A 22841-nucleotide genomic window follows, 5' to 3' on the forward strand; every position below is an offset into this window, starting at 1 on the left:
ATCAGCAATCCTTCGGCTGGGATAGTGTTGGGAACAAACATCACTCAAAGTATTGCGATTACCGACAACGACTTCCCCAACGTCAACCTCTCTGTCAGCAGTAACGCAGGCACCGAAGCCGGAACCACCGCCATCACCGTCACCGCCACCGCATCTCAAGCAGTTACAGGCCCTCAAACCGTTGACCTAGGCGTAACAGGAACAAATATCACCCCAGGCGACTACAACCTCAGCGGTACAACCATCACCATTCCCACCGGACAAACCACAGGAACAGTAACATTTACCGTTGTCAATGATGTTTTAATTGAAGGCAACGAAACCGCAACTTTAGCTATCAGCAATCCTTCGGCTGGGATAGTGTTGGGAACAAACATCACTCAAAGTATTGCGATTACCGACAACGACTTCCCGAACGTCAACCTCTCAGTTAGCAGTAACGCAGGCACCGAAGCCGGAACCACCGCCATCACCGTCACCGCTACTACCAACGCACCCGTAGCCGGCAACCAAACCGTTGACCTAGCCTTAACTGGAACAGCAACGGCTGCTGATTTCACCGGCACCATTCCCACCCAAATTACCATCGCCGATGGCGCCACCAGCGGACAAGTCACCTTCACCATTAGCGACGACCAAATTGCCGAAATTGACGAAACTGCCACCCTCACCATTAGCAGCCCATCGGCAGGCATTCAATTAGGAACCACTACCACAGGTAGTTTCACCATCACCGACAACGACACTGCTGGCTTTCAAATCCTCCCGATTAGCGGCAATACCAGCGAATTCGGTGGTCAAGCCACTTTTGACATCCGCTTAACCAGCCAACCCACAGCTAATGTCACCATTGGCTTAACCAGCAACAACACAGCCGAAGGAACAGTTTTACCCGCTAACCTCACCTTTAATTCCACCAATTGGAACGTTTACCAAACTGCCACCATCACCGGCGTAGATGATTTAGTGGCTGACGGTGATATTGCCTACCAAATTATCACCGCTGCCGACACCACCACAGCCGACACAAACTATAACAATCTCAACCCAGAAGATGTCAATGTCACCAACACAGACAACGACTCTCCAGGCGTTACCGTCACTCAATCTGCTGGCAGTACCGAAGTAACAGAAGGGGGAATTACCGATTCTTATACCCTACAATTGAACACCCTCCCCACCAGCAATGTTGACATTACCGTGACGGCGGATACTCAAGCAGAAGTTAGCCTAGATGGAACGAATTTTGCTGCCACGCAAATTCTAACCTTCACAAATGTTAATGGTATCACTCCCCAAACTGTCACCGTTCGTGCTGTTGATGACACGCTACCAGAAAACAACCATACCGGTGCACTAACCCACGCGATTACCAACAGTACCGATCCCAATTATCCAACAACATTGGCGATCGGGCCGGTGAATGCACAGATTACCGATAACGATATTACTTACAGCGTTGTCGGCAGTACCGCTAGCATCACTGAGGGAAATAGCGGCACTCAAACGGTAAGTTTCACCGTTACTCGCAGCGGAGAAATTAGCCAAAGTAGCAGCATCGATTTTAGCTTTGGGGGAACCGCAACCAACGGTGCAGATTATAACAACACCAATGTTACCGGAACTGGAGTCACGGCTACTGGCAGTACGATTAGTTTTGCGGCCAATGCTAGCATAGCGACTATTGCGGTGGATATTTTGGGCGATCGAATTGCCGAACCTAACGAAACCCTAGCACTCACTCTGAGCAACGCCACTGCCCCAGGAACTGCTAACATTATTGGTTCTCCAATAACCACCACGATTCAAGACGATGATATTGCGGGAATTTCTATCAATCCCACTGCCGGATTAACAACCACAGAAGCAGGGGGAACGGCTACTTTTACGGTAGTGCTAAATAGCCAGCCTACAGCAGATGTGACGATTGGGACGACTTCGGATAATACGGCTGAAGGTACTGTAGATAAACCGAGTTTAACTTTCACATCAACTAACTGGAATACTCCCCAAACCGTCACTGTCACCGGAGTAGATGACAGCGTAGTAGATGGAAATGTTGCCTATAACATTGTCACTGCTGCTGCTACCAGTACCGATACCAATTACAGCGGTGTTAATGCCGATGATGTCGCAGTTACCAACACTGACAACGACAGCAAAGGCATCACCGTCACTCCGACTGCCGGTTTAACCACTACCGAAGCAGGCGGAACAGCTAATTTTACAGTAGTTCTCAATAGCCAGCCTACAGCAGATGTGACTGTTGGGATGACTTCCGATAAAACGACTGAAGGGACAATAGATAAACCCAGTTTAACTTTCACCTCTGCTAACTGGAATACTCCCCAAACTGTCACCGTTACCGGAGTAGATGACAGTGTAGTAGATGGGAATGTTGCTTACAACATTGTCACTGCACCCGCTACCAGTACCGATACTAATTACAGCGGTGTTAATGCGGATGATGTCGCAGTTACTAATACTGACAATGACAGCAAAGGCATCACCGTCACTCCCAGCAGTGGTTTAACAAGAACTACTGAAGCGGGGGGAACTGCTACTTTTACGGTAGTGCTAAATAGCCAGCCTACAGCAGATGTCAGCATCGGGACGACTTCGGATAATACGGCTGAAGGTACTGTAGATAAACCGAGTTTAACTTTCACATCAACTAACTGGAATACTCCCCAAACCGTCACTGTCACCGGAGTAGATGACAGCGTAGTAGATGGAAATGTTGCCTATAACATTGTCACTGCTGCTGCTACCAGTACCGATACCAATTACAGCGGTGTTAATGCCGATGATGTCGCAGTTACCAACACTGACAACGACAGCAAAGGCATCACCGTCACTCCGACTGCCGGTTTAACCACTACCGAAGCAGGCGGAACAGCTAATTTTACAGTAGTTCTCAATAGCCAGCCTACAGCAGATGTGACTGTTGGGATGACTTCCGATAAAACGACTGAAGGGACAATAGATAAACCCAGTTTAACTTTCACATCGGCTAACTGGAATACTCCCCAAACCGTCACTGTCACCGGAGTAGATGACAGTGTAGTAGATGGGAATGTTGCTTACAACATTGTCACTGCTGCTGCTACCAGTACCGATACTAATTACAGCGGTGTTAATGCCGATGATATCGCAGTTACTAATACTGACAATGACAGCAAAGGCATCACCGTCACTCCTACCAGCGGTTTAACAACCACAGAAGCGGGGGGAACTGCTACTTTTACGGTAGTTCTAAATAGCCAGCCTACAGCAGATGTGACGATTGGGACGACTTCAAATAATACGGCTGAAGGTACTGTAGATAAACCGAGTTTAACTTTCACATCGGCTAACTGGAATACTCCCCAAACCGTCACTGTCACCGGAGTAGATGACAGTGTAGTAGATGGGAATGTTGCTTACAACATTGTCACTGCTGCTGCTACCAGTACCGATACTAATTACAGCGGTGTTAATGCCAACGATGTCGCAGTTACTAATACTGACAATGACACCGAACCCACACCCGCACCCGATCCCGAACCAATCCCTGCGGAAACACCTGCACCAACACCCGCACCCGCGCCCGCACCAATCCCTGCGGAAACACCCGCACCCGCGCCCGCACCAATCCCTGCGGAAACACCTGCACCAACACCCGCACCCGCGCCCGCACCAATCCCTGCGGAAACACCAGCACCAACCCCTGCACCCGCGCCCGCACCAATCCCTGCACCAATCCCTGCACCAACCCCTGCACCAATCCCTGCACCAACCCCTGCACCAACCCCTGCAGAAACACCGACGCCAACACCATCGGTAACGCCAACACCAACAACCAACAACATCCCCAACGACGACTGCATCTGTGACAAAATTGCCTATCCCAATTTAAACCAACCTAACTCAGTTGAAAACACCATACTTGGTGTATCGGGAATTCAACTAGGCACTGCCCAAAACGATGAATTTTTCGGCACTAACAACGGCAATATATTCGATGCCAAATCCGGAAATGATAACTTATATGGTGGAGCCAACAACGACATCTTTAATGGCAATCAAGGCAACGACTTCATCGCCGGAGGCAAAGGTGACGACATCCTCTATGGAGATGAAGGAAACGACATCGTTCTTGGCGAATTGGGCAACGATTTAATCTTCGGAGGCAAAGCCAATGACTTGTTACATGGCCGCGAAGGTAATGACATCATTCTTGGTGATAAAGATGAGGACTTCATCGATGGTGGCAAGGATAATGACACCTTATATGGAGGCAAAGGTAACGACATAATGCTTGGTAGTCTAGGTGATGACTACTTGTTTGGACAGTTAGGTTCCGATACTATCTGCGGCGGTGTAGGTAATGATTTTATCAGCGGTAACGAAGCAGCAGATATTCTGGGAGGATGTGAAGGAAATGATACTCTTTATGGAGGGGAAGATAATGATACTCTCCTGGGGGGAAAAGGCTCTGATATCCTTTACGGAGACTTAGGCAATGATAGTTTGATTGGCGGTAGCGGCAATGATATCTTTGTCTTTAACCCTGGTCAAGGATTTGATATTATCGCTGATTTTACCCTGGGTCAAGACTTGATTGGATTAAGCGGAGGCTTGAGTTTTAGCCAGTTAGCAATCACTCAAAATACTCAGGGAACTCTCATCAAAAATGTCTTGACAGGAGAGGAGTTAGGTGTGATGATTGGAGTGAGTGCGAATGCGATTACATCCGCTAATTTCATGCTGATTTAGGAAAGGAAGGAAAAGTACGATCGCCCATTCGATCAAAAGGGCGATGGCACTTGACCCAAAATCGCACTTGAGAAGCCCGACTTCTCTAAGCCGTCGGGCTTATCGCCTTCACTGCCAACCTTTTCTAAACAGTCTTAGCCCACTCGATCCAAGTTTCCATCGGGCGGAAACCGACTGATTTGTAAAGCTTTGTCGCCCCCGTCAAACTGTCGGCATCGACGCTGAGTTTCGCAGTATTTGCACCCGCCGCTTTTAAGGAGTGCATACCAGCCAGCAGCATCGCTTTTCCTAAACCCATTTTCCGAAACTCGCGCCGCGTACCCAACAATTCAATCCAACCGTCTTTTGTGCCACTGCGGGCGTTTTTTTGGGGTTTTATTTGACAGTCGCAGAAAGCAGCAAATTTGCGTGAAGCGAAGCTATCCCGCAGGGAATCGCCCGAAACAGCAATCAAGTCTAATTCCGGCTGATAATTCGGATCTTGCATCCAATAACGCACGGTTTCCGCAGTTAAATCGTGGTGATTCCAGTGATCGATAAATGACTGGTTGAACATCTCTACCCAAGGTTGGATGTCTTGTTCTCCTAATACATGTGTCAGCGCAAAATCTGCCGGAAATTCCGGTGTGGGTATGGGTTCAGCGAGGGATCGGGCCATTGTCCAAAAATAGCGATCGACCTCAAAGCCCTGTTTCTCTAACAGCCGCATCTCATCTGTTTTATCCTCGCGGCTGTAGGAACGCAATTTTGCCGGCAAATTGCGTTCTTTTCCTACTTCGCGCAGTCGCTTTTCTCCCCACTTAATTATGTCTTTTTCTAAACCTTCGTCTCGTACATTTGGATGCACGTAAAACCAGAGACAAGCGTCTATTTCCTCTGGCGAATCTGGCATATCTAGGAGTGCTAAGCCAATTAGTTTGTAATTACCATCTTCCCACAACTGCACGTCGCGGGCTTGGTCGAGTTTGGGTGCATCCAGTATTAGCTTGAGTTCAGTTGCTGAGACTTCTTCGCCGAGTCTATCTACGGCTTCGCAAGCATCGATCAAATTTGCGATCGCGCACCAGTCAGTTTCGCCCTTGTAGGAGCGTGTTGTCAAGATATTCATAAAAAACTTGCCATCCGTAATTTCGGACTGTTCCTCTTAATTGGTATGGGCAAACAAGTACAGTAATTCAGACATTTTGGACAAACGTCAGTAACAGGCTTTCCGGCCTGTTCCACAAGAAATAAATACTCTTGTGGGGCGGGCACGCGAGCCCGCACCTAAACTGTTTTTAGTATTTGAGAATGGTGTCGATAAAACTCAGAAACCTGTTTATATCACCCAGGCTTTCAGGTTTTATCTCATAGCGCAATCATAAAAATTGGTTTGCCTTTTTGGGCTAGTTTTGTATGTGAGTCTCAGACTGGAGGAGCGCCCAATGTTCGCAAGCAGCCTCCTCAAAGTTATCAAAGCTGGTGCTTGACTAACTGTTGTTTAAATAAATTGGATGAAGCTAAGTAAAGAAGTTGTCACCCCCACTGGGTAGTTGGTTTTTACTTTTGCTCTGTCTTACAATAAATCCTGTTTCAGGGATTTGTTGCTCCTCTTGTTAACTCGCCCGCTTGGGGGAGGGTAGAAGTTGAACCTATTAAAAAGTTGCCTAGTTCAACTATAACCGCTGCGTTTCTTTTTTGCAAGTTTAATGTAATAGAAGTTCTGTTACTATTAACGAGAGCCTGGATTCTGCCGAAGAACCGCGCTTTTAACCGGCCGTAACTGTAGTTTTTATGACTTTTTTTCCGGGCTTTAGTATTTAATTTTATCCAAACGTTAAACTAACGTTAAACTGTTTTTTACAGATTAATATGAGGTAAATATGCTCGACAACCTCGATTTAGATATTTCCCTGGATAAAGAAACCTATGATGCCAAGATAGAAATTTTAATGCAACAGTTGCGATCGCTCCAACTGGCCTGCAGGGAAAAAAAATTGCCCGCAATCATCGTCCTCGAAGGCTGGGCCGCCGCCGGTAAAGGCGCGCTGGTCAAAAAAATGGTGGGGTACATGGACCCGCGGGGGTTTGCCGTCCACCCGATTTGGCCGCCGTCAGATGCAGAAATGGGCTATCCTTTCCTATGGCGGTTTTGGCAGAAACTCCCCGCCCGCGGCAAAATCGGTTTTTTCTACCACAGTTGGTACACTCACATTTTAGAGGACCGATTGTTCGATCGAGTCTCCGAGGCAGAAGTACCGACAGCCATCAGGCAAATCAATGCCTTTGAGCGGCAGATGGTTGATGAGGGCGCGGCAATTGCCAAATTTTGGATTCACTTAAGCAAAAAAGAGCTCAAGCATCGGCTCAAAAAACTAGAAGACGACACTTTACAAGCTTGGCGAGTGCGACCCGAAGATTGGAAACAAGCCAAAAAATACGAAGAATACACAACTTTTGCCGAAGAAATGGTAGCCCAAACCGGCACGGGCCCCGCACCTTGGACGCTAGTAGAAGGCGATTGTCAACGGTGGGCGAGAGTCAAAGTTTTAACGCAAATGGCAGCGACAATTACAGAAGCCTTAGACAGACTGCCGATGCAATCTGCACCCGTAGAATTGCGATCTCAAGAAAGCTTGCAACCTACCGAACCCGACTTGCTGGCCCAAGTAGATTTAACTCAATCGCTGTCGCCCGACGAATACAAACAGCAACTTCGCGAGGAACAAACCCGTTTTGGGAAACTGCAACAAAGCATCTACGAAGAGGAAATCCCCGTGTTAGTCATGTTTGAAGGTTGGGACGCCGCCGGTAAAGGAGGAGCAATCAAACGCTTGACGGACATATTAGACCCCCGCAGTTACATCGTTAATGCCTTTGGGGCGCCGACAGACGAAGAAAAAGCGCATCACTACCTCTGGCGGTTCTGGCGGCGGCTGCCAACTGCCGGTAAAATCAGCATTTGCGATCGCAGTTGGTATGGTAGAGTGCTGGTCGAGCGAGTCGAAGGATTTGCCACCGAACCCGAATGGCGCCGAGCTTATCAGGAAATCAACGAATTTGAGGAGCAACTCACCAGTTTCGGTTGTGTCTTAGTTAAATTCTGGCTGCACATCAGTCCTGACGAGCAACTAAAGCGGTTTACAGAGCGGCAAAACAATCCATTTAAACAATACAAACTCACCGAGGAAGATTGGCGAAATCGGGAAAAGTGGAATTATTATGAAGTGGCGGTGAATCAAATGATTCAGCGCACCAGCACGCCGCTTGCTCCCTGGACGCTAATTGCGGCCGATAACAAGTATTATGCTCGTGTTAAAGTAATTCAAACGGTAACGCAGGCAATTCGGAATCAACTGAAGCGCCGATAAATTGGGATTGGTGAATGGGTAAGAGGTAATGGGGAAAAAAAGCAGGCAGCAGAAAGCAGAGTTGAATTGCCAATTTCACCTGCGGCGTGCTCGATTCATTACCAATTATCAATCAACTATTACCAGTTATCAATTACCAATTAACTGTCAGCAGTCTGTGAATGGAAGTAGCGGGTTTCACCCTGCAACCAATGATTGATAGCTGACCGGAAGCGAGCATCAGGATAAATGCGATCGGACTGCGTTATTAGCGAAAGTTAAAAACCACCGATGCCCGTATTTCCTCCCGCAGCTAAATTCGCGCTCGTTTCCAAAACTTCTGTACTAATTTATGAAGACACAGAATATTGCAAGATGCCAGAACTGTTAGCTCGCATTCTATTTCTATTCCTCCTGTTCTCATTGATCAAATCGTGGTGGGATCAATCAGGGGGCAAAGACAATCCGTTATTAGACCGGCTGCGCGTTTTGCTACTGATCAGCCTTTTGATCCTAGCTTTTTTTGCACCAGACACCCCGGTCGGAGCAGCGATTTTCGGGCTCATAGCCTTCTTCTTTAAGCCGCTGGGTTTTTCCATCACTCTGCTGGTTATTGCATCGGCGCTGATCACGAACGGGGGCATCCGCAACCCGGCGCCGAGAATGATCCTGGCAGCCCTGCTAGTTTTAATTCTTTCGAGTATGCCAGTTGTCGCTTACTGGTTCGCCGAACAAGCAGAACGGGACGCCGCTGCCGCCGTCCGCACAGCTTGCTGCGATGAAACTGCCGCGGCGATAGTTCTCCTGGGCAAGGGAACCACTCAGCCCCACATCCCCAACCGAGTAGCGATTCAACTGACAGATACAGGCAATCGCCTGCCCTATGCTGCCATTTTGTACCGCCAAAAAGTGGCACCGATGGTCATCGTTACCGCTGGCCCCAGACCAGAGTTGGAGGGTTATGTTGGGGAAGCGAAGGATATCGAGACTTTGCTGGCAAACAACATGGGCGTGCCGCGCAGCAGTATCGTGCTCGACGATAACGGCAGCAACATACGCACCAGCGCCCAAGAAGTGAGAAAGATACTCGACAGCCGTGGCGCCCCGCGCAAAGTAATCCTGGTAACATCTGCGATTCAGATGCGCCGTGCCAGCCTCGCTTTTGCGAATATGGGAATCCAGGTGATTCCTAGGGCTACCGACTTCTACACTTTTCAACCCACATCAGGAGGGAGATCCAGTAGACTCCGCTTAGACGCGGGAGATTTTCTCCCCAGTGCAGAAGCTTTGGTAACTACGACGCGAGTATTCGATGAATATTTCGGGTCTTTCTATTACTATTTGCGCGGCTGGCAGGCTCCCAGGGCCTAAAGTGGCGAGTTGCTGGTGTTTTTCTTAGCCAACAGCGACTGCTCCCCAGATTGGTTTAAAATCTGATGAGAATGAGACCTTTGTGGGGAGCTGTTTTTTCTCATTCCGGCGGGGTCACCGACAATCAAGTTTGCCATGACTGCAAACAATACCCAAAAGATAACTGGCTCCCACGGGGATTTTGTGGGCTTTGCTTCTGGGGTTGTGACAGATTCTACGTTGACTTTAATATCTAGTTTGCCTTCAATTTCTTTGCCTTTGAGAACTCCCTCCTTGCACACACCCTTAAAAATCATGGGAGCGGGCTTTGGTGCTTCTGCTTTCGCTTCATCTGCCATTTTTTTATCCTGGTTTTGGTGAATCCGGTTGGATAGTACATTCTTAAAGGTTCGGGGGTTTTCCGGACAGGATTGCACGAACTCTGAAAGAATTAAGTTAAATATGCACCCCGCCCCTTGCTGGGGCTTAAACATAAGAATCTGAAGGCATTTCCAGCTAGTGCTTGTTTGTTTTGGCTAGCAGCGTTGCCTTGATGCTGCTACTTATATATCGGGGTGAAGGGGAGATTTTTATGCAAAGTACAGGTTTTTTATGAAAAATTTATTTGCTACCGGCGGGCCGAAACGTCAATAGCCTGAAGTTCGAGCTTGGTTTATCTCCCCGAAGAAACCCAGTTTCTTTCCGCAGCGGGCCCAAGTGACGCAATTCGGTTAATAAACGGGGTTTCTGGCTCACTATTGCGCCAGGAATGCCAATCTAAAATTTAAAGTGATCGAAATAATCGAGAGTGAAAATCTCCACCAGCCAACTATCTTCCTTGCAACCGGAACAACTGGAAGCTTGGGCAAAAGAGGCAATTAATCGCAGTAAATCTGGTCAAATCCCTGCGTACATACCTCTCCTAGTGCAAGCCGACAGACAAGGGTTTGCAGTGCAAATTCGGGCAATTGACGGTCAATTTTTGAGCTGGGGTAGTATTGCTCAAATATTCCCGCTGATGAGTGTAGTCAAGCCTTTGGTGCTGCTTTATTTGCTGTGCGAATTGGGCGAAAAAACGGTTTTTGACTGCGTTGGCTGCGAGCCTTCGGAACTGCCTTTCAATTCCTTAACTCAACTCGAAATAGACCAAGGGAAGCCGAGAAATCCGATGATTAATAGCGGGGCGATCGCCCTAGCGTCTTTGATTCCTGGTCAAAATGCTGTGTCCCGCTGTCAAAACTTGCTCGATTGGTTCAATCAACAGGCAAACAGTCAGTTATTTGTTGACGAGTTAATGCTCGATTCAGTGAAGACAAATCCGAATCAAAATAATTGGAATCTCGTATTGAAAATGGTAGAATCTGGTTATATTCAAAACGCGGAAATTGCTTTAGAAACCTACAATCGCGTTTGCTGTTTGTCGGGAAATGTGGAGGATTTAACGAAGCTGGGGATGGTTTTGGTAAATAGTGGCGATCGACAAATCGGCGAAAACAGCCGTACAGTCAAAGCACTGATGGCAACTTGCGGTTTGTATGAAGCATCCGCCCGCTTTGCGCTGCGGGTGGGGTTGCCGGCCAAGTCGGGAGTTAGCGGGGCAATGCTGTCGGTTATTCCGGGTCAGGGGGCGATCGGCTTTTACAGTCCGCCCCTCGATAAAGACGGAAATTCTATCGGTGGCTTATTTCTGTTAGAAAAAATAGCTAAAACTTTGCGGCTCAGCGTATTTGATTAGATGAGATTGCACTTTGATTTCCCCTTTAATTACCCCGACTAATTGGGTAAAAAAATTGGTAATTGGTGATGGTAATTGGGTCTAATCAATCCGACATAATATCATAACTAATGACTAATAACTGATGACTAATGACCGATAACTAATGCTTTTCACCCAAAATAGCATAAACCACAGTCTCTTCTTTTTTGCCACGCAATAGAATTGAGCCTACTTTTTGGCCTTCGTAGCGATCGCGCACGTAAGCAAAAGTCCTCGCCGTCACTAACAAATTAAAAGGACTGTTAGAAACAATTTCCTTATTCATCGCCTCCAATCTAGCAGCAACGTTGACAGCATCGCCGATCACAGAATAATTCAAACGCCGGGAACCGCCCACGCTGCCAGCAACTAACTGCCCGGTATGCAAACCGATGCCAAACTTAATTAAAGGTTTGTGTTCACTTCTAAGCTGCTGATTAAGTTGGTGCAGCCGTTCGTGCATCGCAATACAAGCCGCAACTGCATTCAAAGCATCTTGTTGAATTTCTGCATATTCGGTATGGCAAAAAGGCACTCCAAAAACTGCCATAATTGCATCACCGATGTATTTATCTACAACGCCACCGTGATCCATAATACAGTCAGTCATCGCTTCCAAATAATTGTTCAACCAGGTGAGTAAATCTCGCGGTCGCATTTTTTCGGAAATCGAAGTAAAACTACGAATATCCATAAACAGCACCGTTGCTGTAAGTTCTTGAGGTTCCAGTTCTCCCTGTTCAAATATCTCAGCTTTGCGTTGCCAAATAAGCTGAGCAGTCTCTGGATCGACGTGCTTTTCAAATAACCTCATCAACTGCTGCTTTTCGTACTGTTCCCGCAGTTGCAAAGCAGTGCCAGATAAAATGAGGGTGCCGATAGGTGCGGCAATCGGCACCCACCAAAAAAAGAAGCCAAATAACAAAGCAGCAGCCCCAATCCAAATTATAGGCAAACCGAGAGCGATCGCAATTCTCTCTTTAACACCTCGGTTGCCCAGAACCAAAGCGGTAAGCGGGCCAATCCCCAACAATAACAAAATTTCTAGCAGTATCGGCAGCCGCCGTAGCAAGCGTTGATTGAGCAAATTGTCAACCAATGCTGCATATAAATAAACCCCAGCCGTAGTCTTATTGAGAGGTGAAGATATGGGGTCAAAACCGGTAGCAACTATGCCCACTAAAACTAACTTATTAGTCAGAGCATCTGCGGGAATTCTACCTTCTACGACATCAACAAAAGCATAGGTAGGTAGATTTTTAGTTTTTCCCGGCCAGTTAACCCAGACTTTTTTGTCCTGTTTATTTTTGGACTGTGGGATCAATACTGGATTTTGGGGATTAGCAGCATTGTACCTGTGAGTCATTACTAAACCGAAATTAGGAATCCCGTTGAGAAAGATTTTTGACTCGCGGGTAATACCGTCGCTATCGGCTTCTTGGCTGATGTGGCCGACACCTGCGGCGGCTGCTTTTAAAGATGCTACTGGTTCTTCTTTAAGGGTTCTAGGGAGTACAACTTTGCCGTTGGCGGCGATTGCAGCGGCTAAAATATCATCTTTCGGACTTGGATCGAGGAAAAGAATGTCAAAACCAACTGCTGTAGGGGGAGATTTTTTCAGTGCTTCTAGCAGTTGGGCGTAGCGGTTGCGGGGCCAAGGAAATTGACCGTATTCTTGCAAGGAATGCGGTTCGATCGCAATTACCGCAATTCTCTGATCCCATCCGGGATTTGGCAAAATTCCCGATTCTCGAATTTGAAATAGGGTTTTGTATCCCAAATATTCAAGGGGTTTCCACATTCCCAATTGCAGCATGAGTACAGAAATTATACCTACTACTGTCCCTGTCATCCAGGGAGGATTTGTGATTATATATTGCCGCAAGCCGAGCAGTTTATTTTGTTTGAGATTATCAATCCATTCTTGGAACTTCATGCAATTAATTTGAGGCAATCATTGACATTCGAGTCCGACATTGGAGAGGATTTCTATTAATCCTTGCACGAGTCGTATTTTTTTACCCACCCAACCCTCCCCTTATCAAGGGGAGGGAGTAAGAAATTCACAAATGATGCGAGGATTGCTATATAAAGCGTATTCCAGGTTTATGAATTACAACCCGTAAACCTGGTTTCTTTACAGTTCTCGAATTACTGATTCTGTTGCTCTAAACCCGGTTGATCGCGATCTACATCTACATGGAATATGCTGTATCAATTCCGGTTGCACTCCTCTTGATTGTTGACTCTTGACTTTGTATATAAAAACAGAATGGTTGAGTGTTAACTGTTGACTCGATTTGATTATTTCGATGCAATCGGAAACGATATTAGAGGTAGGAATTGTTACCATACCGTAAGGGCGAAGCTTTGGGGCAAAGTTTCTTTATTTTGACTAATCTGTTGGGCATCTAAATTGTATTTTTTTGCTGGTTCCCTTGCCCACCCTACAAGAATTGCACCCCTCTTGATTGTAAATTGTAAGATTTAGTTGTGCGTGCGCTTACGGAGTTTCACTGCGAAATACTTCGCCTCTACAGGAAATAATCAACTCAAATAAGACTTACGATCTAACTCACTTCCTCAGAGACAGCGCGCGCATTTTAGTCTGAGCTCGGTGGTTTAGGGAACTGCGAGGCTGTAATGCCGTTCTGTGACTGACGGGCCTCGCACTACGATCTTAAGGCGACGGCTTGGAGGTAAAATTCCTTGGATTTTGAAGTTGCCTTTTCGATCGATCTTAATCTCTTCGTCGTTGACATAAACTGTGTCGATCGGGTTAATTTGACCGCTGAGGCGATAGATATTGCCGCTGAATCTCAACAACCTGCGGACTTTGAGTTGAGCTAGGCGAGGGCTCGCGGAGGGCGCCACGGGCGAGGTTTGAGGGAAAATTGTCGTGGCGTTGCCGCTGTTGACAACTACTTCCGAGTCAGTGTTGCCGGATACTACGACTGCACCTTCAATGGTTTCGACTGCGGTTTTGCCCCCGCCGACGCTGACGCCAAAGGAGGTGCCGCGAACTCCGGCAACACCTTCTGGGGTTTCAACCCTAACTGGGGCAGTTTTGGCAGAACGGGTTTTTTGGGCAATTTGACTGGATTTGCCGAGTCCGCTGAAGGTATTGAGGGCGGCTATTTGGTTCGGCGGGATAATTGTTGAGGTGTTGGCTGCGGGAGTTGCAGCAGCAGTTTTGCCGATCGACAACCTGACTCGCCCCCTGCTAACAAAAATGGCTGTGTCTTTTTCGCCACCTGCACTGCTTGACAAATTGGATATTCTGACTGCGGTTTTTTCGCCAACTTCCACGATGCCGATGTTGTTGTCGATGCCTAAACGGGCTGTGGAATTGCGGCCGGTGATGATTTCGTCTCCGGGGGCAAGTAGCCGATCGCCCACGACCGCTGGCCGCCCTTTAAAACTGACTGTACCGCGAATTTCTTCTATTTCGAGCGATCGCGCGGCCGCTGTTCCCTGGGCGTTTATCGTGTGTGCTGGGGATGGATTCGCCGCCACAGTTGCCGGATTTTTTGGAGAGTTTGAGTCGGTTGGCAGTGCTAGCGGTCGATCAACTGAGATAATTTTAGTAGGGTTAGACGGCTGTTTGGGGGATGGAGAGAGCGGGCTGGCGATCGTCCCACGAAAGGGCGACAGACTCGCCAGCACAGCCAAGGACAAACTTAGGAGCGGAATTTTGGTCGATCGCCCACACGTAAAAATTTTATTCATAATTTCAATTTTGTCATATTGAAGTTCCTCGACTTCCTTTCCTGTATCAGACGGCATACATCCGGAAATCGTTCCATTTTTTATGCCGTAACACAGCAGCAAAAATAAACTTTATCAGCCTGAAAGTTTAGCATTAAAACTTTTTTTTAGGGTCATATTTTAGTAAACTGTTACAACATGGCAGTTTCCTAAACTCTGACCTTCGGAATTTTGTGCCAAGCTGACTCAAAGTGTTCTGCAGCATCAACTTTCGCCGATGTCAACGTTAGAGAGCGCAGATTTCTATATAGCAAACATAAAATTAATTACTGCCTGTGAATGCCTTTTGGCTTCTGCCGGAAGGATGACTAATTGGGGATAAATTCTGTAGTTGTGGCAATTAATAAAAAGATGCTTTTTGCGAAGCAATAAAAAATAATAATCTAAGTGGTGCGGAGGCTCTGCCAGTGGAGCTTGCCGCTGTGGAACATTATGAAGCAAACCTAAGCGAATCAGGGTACACGATCAACCAACTCCGACTAGAATACCGTCTTTTAGGGAAAGTTGGTGGAAATTTCGATGGAAAATCATAGGGAGCGATCGACGGAGGGTGTTGCTGTTCCGAAGTAGACGCCAAACTGTAAAATAAACGGTTGTATATAGGTTATATAGAGCAGGAGAACAATTTCAGTGGCAATAGAAGTAGGTCAGAGAGTGAAGGTGCGCCGTCTCAGAGATCGGATACCTGCAAATATGGTGGGCAAGATAAAGGAGAATCCAGTAGGTACTGTTGACGGATTCAGAATGGTTGACGGTAGCGGAGTAGGCGTGGTTGTCAAGTTTGACGGTTTTGCGACTTGGTTCTTTGAAGATGAGCTAGAACCCGTTTAACAGATGTAGAAGGAAGAAGGAAGAAGGAAGAAGGAAGAAGGAAGAGGAAAAATTTTCCCAATTCTTCCCCTCCCCCACTCTCCGACTCGCCGACTCTCCTCTTCCTCCACTGTCCCCCCTCCCCCACTCTGGCTGAAGGTTGCGCTTAAATGTTAAAGAGTAAGCTTTGGCAGTGAGAACAGAAAATGGCTTTGATTTTGACATTTTTGGGCAAAGGCGGCACTGGCCGCAGTACGATCGCGATCGCAACAGCTAAAAAATATGCGGCTCAAGGCAAGCGAGTTCTGCTGCTCGGCCAAGATCCAGGCCCTGCATTGGGTATTCTGCTAGGGGTTCCCCTGACTCTCAGCCCCCAGGAAATCGCCCCCAACCTCAAAGCAGTTCAGGTGCAAAGCGCGCCACTGCTAGAACGCAGGTGGGACGAAATTAAAGAACTAGAAGCTCAATATGTCCGCACTCCGTTTTTCAAGCAGATTTACGGTCAAGAATTAGGAGTGCTACCGGGAATGGACAGCGCGCTGGCGTTGAACGAACTTCGGGAATACGACGACAGCAAACAATACGATGTAATTGTTTATGACGGCAATGGCGGCATGGATACGCTGCGGATGCTGGGAATGCCGGAAATTCTGAGTTGGTACATCCGCAGGTTCCGTCAAGCTTTGGTAGATTCGGATTTGGGTAAAGCTTTGTCGCCTTTTATTCAACCGGTTGTCAGTACGGTGTTGACTGTGGATTTGTCGGGAGACAATGCTTTTCAATCTACTAAGCAAGTCGATAATCTTTTGGATAAGGGTAAGGAAGCGCTGGCAGATCCGAACCGCACGGCGGCTTTTTTGGTGACGACTGGGGATGCAAGTGCGATCGCAACTGCCCGCTATCTTTGGGGAAGTTCTCAACAAGTTAGTTTGACTGTGGGCGGTGTCATTGTTAATCAAGCACCGGTTACAGAAGCTATTACTGCCGATTTTGAGCCTTTGACGGCTGTTTCGGTTCCGGCGCACAGTGACAATAATTGGCAGCCGCTAATTGATGCTTTGCCAGATTTTTCGGAGGCCGCAAAAGCTCCTAAACCGATTAACATAAACATTGCACAGCGTCAAGTTAGTTTGTTTTTGCCTGGGTTTGACAAGAAAGAAATTAAATTGATTCAATCCGGGCCGGAAGTGACGATCGAAGCGGGCGATCAGCGGCGCAATATTTTGCTGCCTCCGGCGCTGACTGGGAAGTCTGTTACTGGTGCTAAGTTCCTGAATGGTTACTTGATTATTTCTTTTTAGGGTAAGAAAGAAGATCGTTTCTAGTAAGGACTAAAGTCCTTAGTTTCCAGAAAATTATGTGGGGTAGGGAGACGGCAATGCCGCATCTTCCGCGACCTAAGTCAGGACACGGCAGTGCCGTTTCCCTACAATTAATCGAGGGTAGGGAGACGGCATTGTCGTGTCCTCCGTTGCTTATGCTACAATCTCCAACAACACATCACCCACCCAGCCAATGTTCCGACAAATTTGGCAACGCATCCTCAATCTGTGGCGGCAAATTCAGCGACATTTCCGCAAACAACCTGCACCCCCACCGCCAAAGCCAACTCCGATTCGCTCTTTTGGGGAATGCGAACAGAAATTCATGGCACTGTTAGAGGGTGTTGAAGAAGGCTGGAGTCGGGGCGAAATTAAAGGTTTTTTAATCGGCTGCAAAATCAAAGATGCTGAGTGGGAAAACTGGCTGCAAGAATTTGGAGACAGGTTGCTGGTATCGCCGGAAACGCATTTAGAATTGGGTAGGCGAATGGTGCGGCTGGGTGAGATGAATTGCGGGAGAATTAGTGAGGTGGCTGGCAATATCGGCAGGGAAGTGTTGGCTGGGGAGAGTTTGAGTCGGAATCCTGCGGATGATTCATCAGTTATAAGTGAAAATATTGTTACTCGATTGTTAGCAAGGGAGGGTTTGAGTGTTTCTTCTACAGATAATTTATCCGCGAATAACCAACGCGATTCAATCTCGCAGTCAGAAGTTATAGCAAGAGGAATCAGTCAAGAGGCTCTAGAATTATTTAAGCAAGGAGTCGCTCGTGATAATGCAGGAGATTTAGAAGGGGCGATCGCAGCCTACGAAAAAGCCTTAGAAATTGACCCCAAATTCGACAATGCCTGGTGCGGGCTGGGCAATGCCCTAAAGGATTTGGGCCGCAACAGTGAGGCGATCGCAGCCTACGAGAAAGCCTTAGAAATTGACCCCAAATTCCACCAGGCATGGTGCGGGCTGGGCAATGCCCTAAGAGGTTTGGGCCGTAACAGTGAGGCGATCGCAGCCTACGAGACAGCCTTAGAATTTACAGGCGATCAATTGTGGCAAGCTTGGGCAAATCGAGGTTTGGCATTTGTCAACTCAGGGCGCTACATTGAAGCCATTCAAAACTGGGATGAAGGCTTGCAGAAATATCTCCCCAGCAACCGCGACTATCGCCTCGCTTGCGGCAGATTGCACCAGCAAAAAGGCTCTGCCCACTACAAACACGGCAAACAAACAACCACTTATTTTGAATATTTCCACAAAGCCAAAGCCAGCTACGAACAAGCCCGCGAATTCTTGAGATCACCCCTCATCCCCGAAACTTATTTAGAAGTAATGCAAGGCTTAATTACCGTCTGCCGCAGCTTGGGAGATGCCAAAACCACAGAGTACCTTACTGAAGCTACTACGGTGTTAGAAAACTTAATTTTAGACAATCAAACTCACCCCGAAATCAAACTGCGACTCCAGCGCAAGTTTGCCGGACTTTACCAACTAGAAGTCGATATTCTCGTCGAGTCTGGCCACAAGGTAAAAGCACTGGAAAAAGCCGAATTGCGGAAAAACTTTTGCCTGCAATGGATGCGCGCAACTTCACAAAACCGCACGGATAGCCCGACTTATCCCCAAATCCGAGACTTACTGGCAAACAACACCGAAACGGCAATTATTTACTGGCATCTCAGCCCAGTTTCCCTGACTGCTTTTATCATTACCCTAGAAAAGTTTGAAGTCATCTCCACACCAGTCACCGATATATTCGCAAAGCGCAACAGTCAGAGTTTAGAAAAATGGCTGGAAAACTGGAAAACCCACTATCAAAATTACGGCCAAACTACCAGCAAACAGCAAAGCAAAGAATCCCATCCCTGGCGCGAGTCAATGACAGCGCAATTGCAACAACTCGCTGACATACTCAAAATTCCCGAAATTTGTACCCACCTCACCAATATCCAACACTTAATCTTAATTCCCCACCGCGACTTGCACCTCCTCCCCCTAGATTCTCTGTTTTTTCCTCCCTTTTTCGCAGAGTCTTTTACAGATACTCGGCAAATCAAAATCCGCAGGGTTACCCGCCTCCCCAGCGCTCAAATAGCCATCCAACAGCAACAGCAAAACCCCACGAAAATTGCGCCAAATTCACTGTTGATGGTAGAGCACTCACAAGGCAAAAGCGCCTTAAAATTCACCCAAATAGAAGCAGCGGCCATCTGTCAAATTAACCAGACTGAGCGCGCCTCCAATGCAACCACTAAAACCGCAATTATTGAAGCACTAAAAGCCAATAGCGGCATCTTTCATTATACAGGTCACGCCTACCACAACACCGAAAAATCCGAGGCTTCGGCGTTAATATTAGCCAAAGACGAAGAATTGACATTGACCGACATTTTACAGTTAAAACTTGTCAATTATTACCTAGTCTGTCTCAGCGCTTGCGAAACCGGCATCACCAAGAAAGGCGAGTTAATCGATGAATTCGTGGGCATAGCCAGCGGCTTTTTGCCGGAGACTAATTATATTATCAGCACACTGTGGCGAGTGGACGAACGTTCTAGCGCTTTGTTAATGATTTATTTCTACCAGTTATGGAAGCAGGGAATCCAGCCGCCGGAAGCCCTGCAACAAGCAAAAGATTGGCTCAGAGAACTCACGAATGGTAAGCTAGGCGAGTGGTACGCCGGAGAGTTGCTGCCTTTGCTGAGAGAGGCTGAGTTTGACAGTAAAGTTGCTATCCTATTCTTCTTTGAAATGGAAGCCTCGCGCCTGCAAGAAAATTTAGATACAATAGAGGAGAAACCCTACGAGCATCCTTACCACTGGGCTGCATTCAATATCACCGGCAACGGCTAAAATAATATGACTTCTCAAGAATCTACTTCATCAGAATTCGATCAGTTTGCGCCCAAAGCTTTTTTAATCGCCCTCGCGAGATTTGAAGAACCTCTTTCGCCTGAGTTGATAGCTGAAGTGAATGAAGTTGGCGAGGCTTTGGTCGGTGGCGAGTTACAGAAAGCAGATAAACTTATTAGTATAGCTCAAAAAGATGCTGCTTTTGAAAAAGATTTTAAGAAAGCTTATCAGGAATTGCAGAACCTTGACAGGGCGAAGGAAAAAAATAAATTTCTTGGTGAAATAGATCCAAATGCTCCTTTGCGGCAGACTGATGATTATAATAATTTTTTGGCTCCTCCTTTGACTAATTCTAATCCGCAGAGTGTGGCGAGGAGGTTGTTGGGAAAGGCTAGTGATTTGGTTGAACGGGTTTATCGGTTGAGGTTTTAGTCCTCTCGATCCCCCCTAACCCCCCTTAAGAAGGGGGGGACAAGAGTGTTCCAAGTCATGATTTGTAAGAGGGATATAAAAGTGTTCTCAAAGTCAACCCCTACTCCCCTTCTTAAGGGGGATTTAGGGGGATCGAGACTCGACAACAAGCGACATTTATCACATATTTTATGATCAAATTAGTTGACCCTACCCTGAATTTATTTAGCTACACTCTCAAACAAGGGTTGGGTGTCGGCGAACCGGAAACTCGGAAAGTTTACCGCAGATTTTTAGCGAGTTTGTCTGAACAACTGCACAAAAAGCTAAATGTTTCTATTCCCCCGCAACAAAAACAAAAATTTCTGGCGCTACATGAGGAAACAGTAGCCGATTTACCTTTTACAGGAAACCTGAACAACCATCAAGTTAAGGGCCGCTACCGCCGCTGGAATGTTAGCGATAATTACCAACTTTTATTTGATGGCTACGTTGATGATAAGTATCAACCTGACCAAGTTATTAAACTGATTGAAAGTTTGCAATATTTAATTCCCCAACCACCGAAGTTGGAAAATATCGGCAAAACTTGGATGCTTTCGGGTTCGCTGGAATCTGGGACTGATTTGGAAGCGGAAGAACTTGCAAAACAGGTTTACAAGAGTTTGTTTGAAAAAGATGGTTTTTCTCAAGGAAGCGGTCTGTTTTTAGGTGGGAAAGTAGCTGAGTTTTGGGGCGATAAGATTGAGGAGAATTGTCAACTGCTGGTAATTTTGTATCCCGATGAAGCGGCTTGTCAGGAATGGGCTAGGGATTTTTATGTTAATTGGCTGGATTTGCTGTGCTTCCGCCATAAAATTATCTGGGCTTATGAGAACAGTCTACTGTTAAAAGAACGGTTGGTGAGTAATTACAACCAAATTGTGGGGATGAGGAATACTTCTCGACTCAATCTCAAGAAACTGCTGGAGGCGATGGGAAAATTATCGGAGTTTGCGATCGACCTTAATTATTTGGAGTTGCAACATAGTACAATTAATGTTAATCTGGAGAAGTATGAGGCTAAGCTGGCAGAAATTAAAGCCAAGGCTAGACCTACTGATGATTTGAAGTTTTTGCAGGATTTTTGCGATCGGGCTAAACAACACTATCCCAAGCAAATTCAAAAAGATATTGACAATTTTCGTCCTTGTTTGGAAATATTGCGGAGTCTGACTGATACAATTAGAGGTACGGTAGAGATTAGGAAAGCTGAGAGCGATCGCACTTTTCAGACAATAGTCGGTATAGTCGGAGTCGGGCTGTCTACTGCTGGTACTGTAGGTTCTGCGGCTGCCAATTTTAAAACGGAAATCGAAGCAAATCCTACTATCAATACTGCCATAAATACGTTTGTACCAATTTTCGATCCGGGTTCGGGATTGAGGGTAATTATGGGATTTAGTATTTTATCTGGAGTAGCAGCTAGTCTGCTGACAGCGATAATTATAGTAGTATGGCCGCGCATTTTTCGGCGTTAGTTAGGTTGACGACCTAATTGCGATCGCGCCGCACCTCCTTACAAAATAGCGATCGTAGTTGCTAAAATATTAACAAGCAAAGCACTCCCAATCAACGATTATGACTGCCATCCAAGAGCCAACCATTAAAACGACGCCCTTTGACGATTTAATCGCCGATTTCAATAAAATAAGAAGTCTCTACACAGTAGGAGAACCTCTAGAAGCCTTTAAGTTAATCATCGACCAACAAGTGATGATAAGTTTAATTTTAGAAGCTCACTCTAAAATTAGAGAACTATTTCCTACGGAAAGATTAGGCTTGGAAGTGAAAACAGATCCAGAAATTGCCAACTGGCGCTCGCTGTGGATTGCTATCTACACTAAACTCGAAGTCGATGAAGCTTTTGCAAAGTTAAACATCCTTGATGATAGTTGGTGGCTCGAAGCTAAAATAGCTGCCCCCAAAAATGATTTACATATTAGCCTTGAATGGGAGCCAAATGAGATTTGATTGGTCTGAATATTTGAATTTAGCTCAAGAGTTAGCAGCCACGAATAGTGACAGTTCAGCTAACAGGGAAGCCAAGTTGCGATCGGTGATAAGTAGAGCATACTATTCGACATTTTGCCTAGCGCGAAATTACTTGCGCGACATTGAAAAAGACCCAAGACTTTTTCGTAAGAATCGCGATATCAACGAACATCAATATGTAGCAGAAGAATTTATATACCACCCAACTAAAAAGAAAAACATGGTCAAAATAGGTGAAAATTTAAACAGATTGAGAGAACTTAGGAATAAAGCTGATTATGAAGATACTATATTTATTAACTTACAAAAAGAAGCCAGAAATGCGCTAGTGCTAGCTGAGAATATTATTTCAGCGTTAAGTAACTTAACTGAATAATCCGACAAATGGGAATTGAACCCAATAAACTTTAAGGGCAACTCGTGCAAAAACCCGGTTTCTTCAAGAAACCGGGTTT

Annotated in this window: 15 protein-coding genes; 11 read left to right on the forward strand and 4 right to left on the reverse strand. The window is 46.5% G+C overall.

Features of this window, described 5'->3' with window-relative positions:
- On the forward strand, positions 1–4758 hold a 4758-nt coding region (locus QUB44_RS00665; RefSeq protein WP_333361842.1), incomplete at its 5' end, for a Calx-beta domain-containing protein.
- Between the two features lie 124 nt (positions 4759–4882).
- On the opposite strand, the gene QUB44_RS00670 is transcribed toward QUB44_RS00665, so the two are convergent.
- Positions 4883–5866, reverse strand: a complete 984-nt coding sequence (locus tag QUB44_RS00670) for a GNAT family N-acetyltransferase (RefSeq protein ID WP_333361845.1) — start codon at positions 5864–5866, stop codon at positions 4883–4885.
- A gap of 754 nt (positions 5867–6620) precedes the next feature.
- On the opposite strand from QUB44_RS00670, the gene pap reads away from it, so the two are divergent.
- Together pap and QUB44_RS00680 are read left to right on the forward strand one after the other, a co-directional pair.
- A complete protein-coding gene (gene pap, locus QUB44_RS00675) occupies positions 6621–8108 on the forward strand; it encodes a polyphosphate:AMP phosphotransferase (RefSeq protein WP_333361848.1) in 1488 nt (495 codons plus the stop codon).
- 270 nt (positions 8109–8378) lie between these two features.
- On the forward strand, positions 8379–9458 hold the full coding sequence (locus tag QUB44_RS00680) for a YdcF family protein (RefSeq protein ID WP_333361851.1): 1080 nt from the start codon (positions 8379–8381) through the stop codon (positions 9456–9458).
- Here the strand turns inward: QUB44_RS00680 and QUB44_RS00685 are convergent.
- Positions 9455–9796, reverse strand: a complete 342-nt coding sequence (locus QUB44_RS00685; protein ID WP_333361854.1) for a hypothetical protein — start codon at positions 9794–9796, stop codon at positions 9455–9457. The two genes, QUB44_RS00680 and QUB44_RS00685, sit on opposite strands and share 4 nt — an antisense overlap.
- A gap of 449 nt (positions 9797–10245) precedes the next feature.
- Between QUB44_RS00685 and glsA the strand changes: the two genes are divergently transcribed.
- The gene (gene glsA / locus QUB44_RS00690) at positions 10246–11172 is read left to right on the forward strand and encodes a glutaminase A (RefSeq protein WP_333361857.1); all 927 of its coding nucleotides are present in this window, start codon (positions 10246–10248) and stop codon (positions 11170–11172) included.
- A gap of 142 nt (positions 11173–11314) precedes the next feature.
- Here the strand turns inward: glsA and QUB44_RS00695 are convergent, their stop codons facing one another.
- Together QUB44_RS00695 and QUB44_RS00700 are read right to left on the reverse strand one after the other, a co-directional pair.
- Positions 11315–13129 carry an adenylate/guanylate cyclase domain-containing protein gene (locus QUB44_RS00695; RefSeq protein WP_333361860.1) on the reverse strand — a complete coding sequence of 605 codons (1815 nt, stop codon included), beginning with the start codon at positions 13127–13129 and terminating at the stop codon, positions 11315–11317.
- Between the two features lie 686 nt (positions 13130–13815).
- The gene (locus QUB44_RS00700; protein WP_333361863.1) at positions 13816–14979 is read right to left on the reverse strand and encodes a FecR domain-containing protein; all 1164 of its coding nucleotides are present in this window, start codon (positions 14977–14979) and stop codon (positions 13816–13818) included.
- A gap of 612 nt (positions 14980–15591) precedes the next feature.
- Between QUB44_RS00700 and petP the strand changes: the two genes are divergently transcribed.
- The 7 genes from petP to QUB44_RS00735 all read left to right on the forward strand — a co-directional run bounded on the left by petP (position 15592) and on the right by QUB44_RS00735 (position 22762).
- The gene (petP, locus tag QUB44_RS00705; protein WP_333054278.1) at positions 15592–15792 is read left to right on the forward strand and encodes a cytochrome b6f subunit PetP; all 201 of its coding nucleotides are present in this window, start codon (positions 15592–15594) and stop codon (positions 15790–15792) included.
- 185 nt (positions 15793–15977) lie between these two features.
- On the forward strand, positions 15978–17072 hold the full coding sequence (locus QUB44_RS00710) for a Get3/ArsA fold putative tail anchor-mediating ATPase NosAFP (RefSeq protein WP_333361866.1): 1095 nt from the start codon (positions 15978–15980) through the stop codon (positions 17070–17072).
- A gap of 160 nt (positions 17073–17232) precedes the next feature.
- Positions 17233–19941, forward strand: coding sequence for a CHAT domain-containing tetratricopeptide repeat protein (locus tag QUB44_RS00715; protein WP_333361869.1), 2709 nt, complete (start codon positions 17233–17235; stop codon positions 19939–19941).
- A 6-nt stretch (positions 19942–19947) separates the two neighbouring features.
- Complete coding sequence (locus tag QUB44_RS00720) at positions 19948–20373, forward strand: hypothetical protein (protein ID WP_333361873.1); 426 nt, start codon at positions 19948–19950, stop codon at positions 20371–20373.
- Between the two features lie 170 nt (positions 20374–20543).
- The gene (locus QUB44_RS00725; protein WP_333361876.1) at positions 20544–21872 is read left to right on the forward strand and encodes a hypothetical protein; all 1329 of its coding nucleotides are present in this window, start codon (positions 20544–20546) and stop codon (positions 21870–21872) included.
- 100 nt (positions 21873–21972) lie between these two features.
- Entirely contained in the window at positions 21973–22365 is a 393-nt protein-coding gene (locus QUB44_RS00730) for a peptidase (protein WP_333361879.1), read from the forward strand.
- A complete protein-coding gene (locus QUB44_RS00735) occupies positions 22355–22762 on the forward strand; it encodes a HEPN domain-containing protein (RefSeq protein WP_333361882.1) in 408 nt (135 codons plus the stop codon). Before QUB44_RS00730 ends, QUB44_RS00735 begins: the two co-directional genes overlap by 11 nt.
- Positions 22763–22841 lie beyond the last annotated feature (79 nt).

This window comes from Microcoleus sp. AT3-D2, from assembly GCF_036705715.1.
Lineage (GTDB): Bacteria > Cyanobacteriota > Cyanobacteriia > Cyanobacteriales > Microcoleaceae > Microcoleus.